Origin of the sequence: Allosalinactinospora lopnorensis, from assembly GCF_000981225.1 — a bacterium.
GTDB lineage: Bacteria > Actinomycetota > Actinomycetes > Streptosporangiales > Streptosporangiaceae > Allosalinactinospora > Allosalinactinospora lopnorensis.
The window spans coordinates 96487-102486 of sequence record NZ_LAJC01000010.1 but is presented as its reverse complement, the minus strand read 5'-3'; the positions used below and the strand labels follow the sequence as shown (position 1 = coordinate 102486).

Genomic DNA, 6000 nt, shown 5'->3' with positions numbered 1-6000 from the left:
GCCGCGACCCGCAGCTCGGCGACCGCCCGGGCGTCGACGGCCCCCGCCGGCTGCGGAGCCGCCTCGGTGCGGGCCAGCGAGAGCAGGCTGTCGCAGATTCGGGTGAGCCGGTCGACCTCGTCCAGCGCCAGGGCGTGGTCGCCGGTGCCGGACCCGCGCAGGTGCGCGGCGAGTCCGTCCACCCTGAGCCGGAGAGCGGCCAGCGGGTTGCGCACCTGGTGCCCGGCGTAGGAGACGAAAGCGCGCTGGCGTTCCAGCAGCATGGTGATCGTCTCCGCCATCCGGTTGAAGGACTCGCCGAGATCGCGGAGCTCGGGCGGGCCGCTTTCGGCGCGGACCCGTGTCGTCAACTCGCCCTCGCTGATGGACCGGGTGGCCTGGTCGAGGTCGCGGACCGGGCGCAGTACCCACCCCGTGAGCGGCCCCGCGGCCGCGATACCGGCCACCAGTACCACCAGCACCCCGCCGCTGATGATGCCCCACTGCCAGACGGTCGCCCTCCGGAGGGCGACGGTGGGCGAAACGGTGATGACCGCCCCGACGACCTCCCCCGAGCGGGCAATGGGCTCGACCACGACGAGGGGCCGGCCGTCCCAGGGCCAGAGGACTCCGTCGACGCCACCGCGGTTGCCCGCAAGGCCGGCGCGGATCAGTCCCGCCGTCTCAGGGGCGGTCGCTTCGAAGCCGGAGCGCGAGGAGACGACGATGTCACCGTTGTGGTCGACGACAGCAGCGCGGATCCGGTAAAGGGAGTCGTAGGCGTCGAGTTCGGAGCGGAGGGCTTCGGTCTCCCCGCTCTCCAGAGCGGGGCCGGCCATGCTGGCGAAGCGCACGGTGTCGTTCGAGCGGTCCATGACCATGTCGGCCGTGTTGCCGGCCGCTATCGCCCCGCACAGCGGAAGTGCCAGGCCAAGGCAGGCGACCACGAGCAGGGAGAGGTAGACGACCACCAGTCGACGGCGCATCGGTTCAGTCCTCGGCGCGGCGGGAGGAGGGGGCGTCCGGCTCGGAATCCGTGTCCGGGTGTCCCGGATCGGGAGCGGCGAGCCGGTAACCGACGCCCCGGACGGTCTGGACCAGCCCCGGCTCACCGAGCTTGGCGCGCAGGGTCCCGATGTGCACCTCAAGGGTGCGGTGTGTTCCCTGCCAATCGGTGTTCCACACTTCGATCAGCAGCCGCTGCTTCGGGACCACCGACCCCGGATCCCTGGCCAGCGCGGTGAGCAGATCGAACTCCTTGCGGGTGAGCGGAATGGGCGCCCCGTCGCGCGTCACCTGGTGGGCGTCCATGTCCAGGCGCAGTGGACCGATCCGCACCGGCTGCGGGCGGCTGGTGCGCACCCGCCGCAGCACCGCCTCCATCCGCGCGGTCAGTTCGGCGAAGGAGAACGGCTTGACCACGTAGTCGTCGGCGCCCACGCGCAGCCCGCTGACCCGGTCGCGTTCGGTGCCGCGAGCCGTCACCGCGATGATCGCGACATCGTCGCGCTCGCGCAGCTTCCGGCACAGATCCACCCCGTCGTAGTCGGGCAGCCCCAGATCCAGCAGGACGAGGTCGGCGGGGGCGGCGTTGAGCGCAGCGGCGCCCGTGGTGACGTGCGAGACCTCGTACCCGTGGGCGCGCAGTGCGCTGGTCAGCGCGTCGGCCAGCCGGACGTCGTCCTCGACGAGCAGCACCTTCATCGCCAACTCCACAGTCTTGGGGCGACGGCCACCTGCCGCGGACATCCGGCGCCCGGTGACCGGCCGGCGGCGCGTTTCCGCGCTGGCCGCCACCGCCTGCGGAGGCCACCATACCGGTACCGACCAGGAACGACCGGGTGCGGCCGTGGGAAACGCAAGCAAGCGGGGCGTCCGCGGGCCGACGATAACGTGCCCCGGAACCCCGACCGCGCTATCGTCGGCCCGATAGTTTCGAGGTCGCGGATAATTCTCCTTCCGAGGGATCGGAATTCCACCGCCGTCCCCGGTGATCAGGGATAATGGTTCCGTGTCGCGGTTCGCGGTGCAGCGCTGCCCCCTCCCGTGAATCGCCGACTTTTTCGTTATGCGGAAGACGTGGTCTCGATGTTGTTCGGCGCGCTCGCGTGTTCTGCGTCGTGCCACGTCGCCGTCGTTGATTGGGCGCCCAGAAGGCGTGTGTGTGAAGATTCCATTTTTTCGCTGAAGTTGAATTTTGTTCTATTTCGGAACATATGTGAATGATCGCCATTGGAATTCCGTTTTGGGGCTTGCGTGTCGTGTGACGGGTAGGTCATCTTATAGAGCGGGGATGGACTCCGTTACCGAGGAAAGGTGTGCTGTGCTCAAGAAGATCTGCGCGATAGTGGCCATCTCCGTCGCGGCGGTGATGGGCACAGGTGCGCCCGCTGCTTCCGCGGAACACTCGGTCGCGACCTATGGCTGGAGTTGGGCACGCTGACCTGACTGCTCGACGCGCCTGGCCCAGTCTCCAAGCGGGTCCCGCGCTCGGCCTCCGATCCGAGCGCGGGCGGGTCTCACCTTCCCGCCAGATTTACCTGTTGATTACGCACAGTGAGATTAATGCTCACTGTGCCGGTGATCCTCCGGGAACGGGCAGCGGCCTCGGCGAGGTGGCCGGACCGCCGTCCGCGGCATCGAGAGGAGGCGTCGAGATCGTGGCCGGAACCCCGGAGCATCCCGAGGAGAAAGACCGGTGGTACCAGGAGCCGCCGAGCAGGGACGAGCCTGCGGAGGGTGCAGGGGAGCAGGGCGGCTACCATTACCCGGAAGCGCCGGAGGTCCGCCAGGCGTGGCGGGACCGGGCGAGAGGGCTCGGCGACACCGTCTGGCACCTGAGACGGCCCACGGGGGAGGACCGGAACACCGGTGACGCTCCGGAGGTGGCCGCCGAACGCTTCCGCAGGACGACCCGGGCCCGGAGCAAGTCGATCCCCGCGCTCCCCGGTCGCGGACACTGGCGGCTGGTCCTGTCCGCGGTGCTGTTCGTCATGGTCATCGGCGGCTCGGCCGACTACATCGACCCCGTAACGCGGATCTCGGGGCACGTGCTCTTCTGGGCGCTGATCGGCCTCGGCCTGCTGGCGAGCGTGTACCGCGAGCAGCGCAACGGGTGGGAGCCGATCGCGCGCTGGCCGTGGCCGGCGGCGGCCGTGGCCGGGACGGTGGTCGCCGAGGTGCTCGTGCTCCTCTTCGGATCCCTGGTGATCATTACCGGTTCGGTCATCCTGCTCGGCCTGGGCTTCTTCGTGCTGCTTCTGCTGGATTGACCCGGACCGGCGGGGCCGCGCCGGGTCCGTGCCGCCGCGGCCGGTCCCGGGGAGGTTTTCGCCGTCAGGTCGCCTCGTCGTCGAAGGGAGGACGCTTACCGTTCAGCAGTGAAGCGCGGCGCTTCGGCCTGCTCTCCTCCTCGTCCTCCCAGAAGTGCTTCTGGACGAAGCGTTTGGGGTGCAGATCCTGCACGTCGAAGTCCTTGAACTCCGGCCCCAACCCCTCGCGGATGTCGTTCTTCGCGCTGTCGGCCATCTGCCTGAGCTGCCGCAGCACCCGTCCGATCTGGCTCGCCGCCTTCGGGAGCTGATCCGGGCCGAAGATAAGGAGCGCCAGGACACCGAGGACGATGAACTCGCCCGCACCAATGTTGAACATGCACTCCTCCATCCGCTCTAGTAGCAGGTTAACCGCTTTCACCCGGCTTGCGGCCGGCGGACCGTCCCAACCGGCCGAGATCATCACCGTCCGCACCGCCCGCCGGCCTGCGCCGCCGGGCCGGCTCCGGTGCCGCCCGGCCCCAGGACCAGGCGGCCGAGAAGCGCCACCACCGCGCCCAGGGCCAGCCCGCCCAGCGCCTCGGTGACCCAGTGGTAGTCCAGCAGGGCCATCATGGCCCCGACGATCAGCACCGGGATGGGCGAGGCGGCCAGGGTCCGGCGCAGCGCGACCGTACTGGGGCGCACCCCGTTCGGGCCGAACAGTAGGAAGGCCAGTAACGGGTAGGTGAGCGCGGCGTTGGCGGTATGCCCCGAGGGGTAGGAGACGAACCCGTCGAAGGGAACGGCGCCGAGAGTCACGATCCACCCCAGCCCGTCGGCGACGTTGCCGAGGCCGGCGTCCACCATGTCGATGCCCATAAGCGGGGGAGTGCGGCCGACGTACACCTTGAGCAGTCCGCCCAGGACCGCCAGCGACACCAGACCGGTTACCGCGGCCAGCACCGGCCGCGGGTCGCGCCGCCGTAGAGCGCCCCACACTCCCACGAGCAGCAGGATCGGTGCGGTCAGCCACCGCTGTCCCAGTCTGGCCGCGCCCACGGCCAGGGTGTGCGCCGCGCCTTCCGGCTGCCGGGCGGCGAGGTACTCGTGCGTTGGCCAGTCGAGCGCGGTGAGCGGCCCCCGGGCGACGACCTGCCAGGTGACCAGGGCGAGTATGGTGCCTGCGGCCATCAGCCCCACCGCGTACGGCCGCCACCACCCCCGGGCCGCCGCGGTGTGATCGGACGCCACCGCCGATCGCTCCCCTCTGCTCCCCTCGGCCTTGCATTCTAGGCGGATTCCCGGGGCGGCCGGCGGACGCGCCGATGTGGCGACTCCGCGCGGATGGACACCACCGGCCATGCCCTAGGGTTGGCGAGATTCCAGGAGCGGGAGGCCCCGTGCGGAGGGAGGGTTCGGTGCCGGAGGACGCGTTGCGTGTCCGCGTTGGCCGGATCGTCGACAGCGGTTGGTTCCAATACACGGTCGTCGCGGTGATCGTGCTCAACGCGATCTCACTGGGACTGGAGACCTACGAGGACGAGTTCGCTGCTCTCGCGGGCCGTTTCGAGACCGCGGAGCGTGTCTTCGTCAGCATTTTCGTTGTTGAGCTGGTGCTCAAGATCTACGCGCGCGGGCCGGCGTTCTTCCGCGACGCCTGGAACTGGTTCGACCTGATCGTGGTGGTCATCGCCCTGGTTCCCACCTCGGAGGGGTTCTCGGTCCTGCGCCTGCTGCGGACCCTGCGCATCCTTCGGCTGGTCAGTGTGATCCCGCACATGCGCCAGGTGGTGGGGGCGCTGTTCCGGTCGGTCCCGGGCATGGGCACCGTGATCAGCCTGCTGCTGATCATCATCTACACCGCCGCGGTACTCGGGGAGAAGCTCTTCCAGGAGATCGCGCCGGAGTACTTCGGCGACCTCGGGACCACCCTCTACACACTGTTCATGGTGATGACCACCGAGAACTGGCCGGATGTGGCCGATGCCGTCATGGAAGAGCAGCCCATGGCCTGGGTGTTCTTCGTGGTCTACATGGTGGCCACCGCGTTCATCGCGCTCAACCTGGTGATCGGGGTCATCGTCACCTCGATGGAGCAGGAGGTGAACTCGCAGCGCTGGGCGGCGGACCAGGAGCTGGAACTGGAGCAGCACAACGAGCTGATGACGCAGCTCGGAGGGCTGGCCGAGCAGGTGGAACGGCTCACCGAGCAGGTCCGCGAGCTCCAGGCCGGGACGAACCGGGACCGCGGTGCGGAACGGGAGACCGGCGACTGAGGCCGCCGGAAAGGCCGCGGAGACACAGAGCAGCCCTTCGCCCGGAAAACAGGCGAAGGGCCGAGAAACGAATCAGGCGATGCGGCTACTAGAGCGTGCGCACATTGGAAGCCTGGGGCCCCTTCGGGCCCTGGGTGATCTCGAACTCGACCGACTGGTCCTCTTCCAGGTTCCGGAAGCCGGTACCCGCGATCGCCGAGTAGTGCACGAACACGTCCGGGCCGCCGCCCTCGACGGCGATAAACCCGAAACCCTTCTCAGAGTTGAACCACTTCACGGTGCCCTGAGCCATCTGCTCTCCCTTTGGGGACTAACTGGCGGGACCGCACCCTGCTGGTCCCGGGTTGCTGAGCGCCCGCTCGGGGAGAAACCCAACCGACCAGCGCCCACGTGAAGTTCCGCGAGGCGCCTAGGGCATCCGTGGAAACTACAACCGCAACCGCTTCATGACACTACCAGCCGCCCACCGTAGTTGCCGAGACTTCCGCCTT

Annotated in this window: 7 protein-coding genes; 2 read left to right on the top strand and 5 right to left on the bottom strand. The window is 68.9% G+C overall.

What is annotated here, in order from left to right; all coding sequences use genetic code 11:
- Together VS93_RS05865 and VS93_RS05860 are read right to left on the bottom strand one after the other, a co-directional pair.
- The coding region (locus tag VS93_RS05865) for a HAMP domain-containing protein (protein ID WP_046468984.1) at positions 1–965 on the bottom strand (965 nt) is incomplete at its 3' end.
- Between the two features lie 4 nt (positions 966–969).
- Positions 970–1683, bottom strand: coding sequence for a response regulator transcription factor (locus VS93_RS05860; RefSeq protein WP_046468983.1), 714 nt, complete (start codon positions 1681–1683; stop codon positions 970–972).
- A 956-nt stretch (positions 1684–2639) separates the two neighbouring features.
- Between VS93_RS05860 and VS93_RS31095 the strand changes: the two genes are divergently transcribed.
- The gene (locus VS93_RS31095; protein ID WP_236700367.1) at positions 2640–3251 is read left to right on the top strand and encodes a hypothetical protein; all 612 of its coding nucleotides are present in this window, start codon (positions 2640–2642) and stop codon (positions 3249–3251) included.
- A 64-nt stretch (positions 3252–3315) separates the two neighbouring features.
- On the opposite strand, the gene VS93_RS05850 is transcribed toward VS93_RS31095, so the two are convergent.
- Both VS93_RS05850 and VS93_RS05845 read right to left on the bottom strand, forming a co-directional pair.
- Positions 3316–3630 carry a sec-independent translocase gene (locus VS93_RS05850; protein ID WP_046468982.1) on the bottom strand — a complete coding sequence of 105 codons (315 nt, stop codon included), beginning with the start codon at positions 3628–3630 and terminating at the stop codon, positions 3316–3318.
- Between the two features lie 83 nt (positions 3631–3713).
- A complete protein-coding gene (locus VS93_RS05845) occupies positions 3714–4484 on the bottom strand; it encodes a phosphatase PAP2 family protein (RefSeq protein WP_052745558.1) in 771 nt (256 codons plus the stop codon).
- 167 nt (positions 4485–4651) lie between these two features.
- Here VS93_RS05845 and VS93_RS05840 point away from each other — a divergent pair, with 167 nt between their 5' ends.
- A complete protein-coding gene (locus VS93_RS05840) occupies positions 4652–5509 on the top strand; it encodes an ion transporter (protein ID WP_236700366.1) in 858 nt (285 codons plus the stop codon).
- An 88-nt stretch (positions 5510–5597) separates the two neighbouring features.
- Here the strand turns inward: VS93_RS05840 and VS93_RS05835 are convergent, their stop codons facing one another.
- On the bottom strand, positions 5598–5801 hold the full coding sequence (locus VS93_RS05835) for a cold-shock protein (protein WP_046468980.1): 204 nt from the start codon (positions 5799–5801) through the stop codon (positions 5598–5600).
- Positions 5802–6000: the final 199 nt, after the last annotated feature.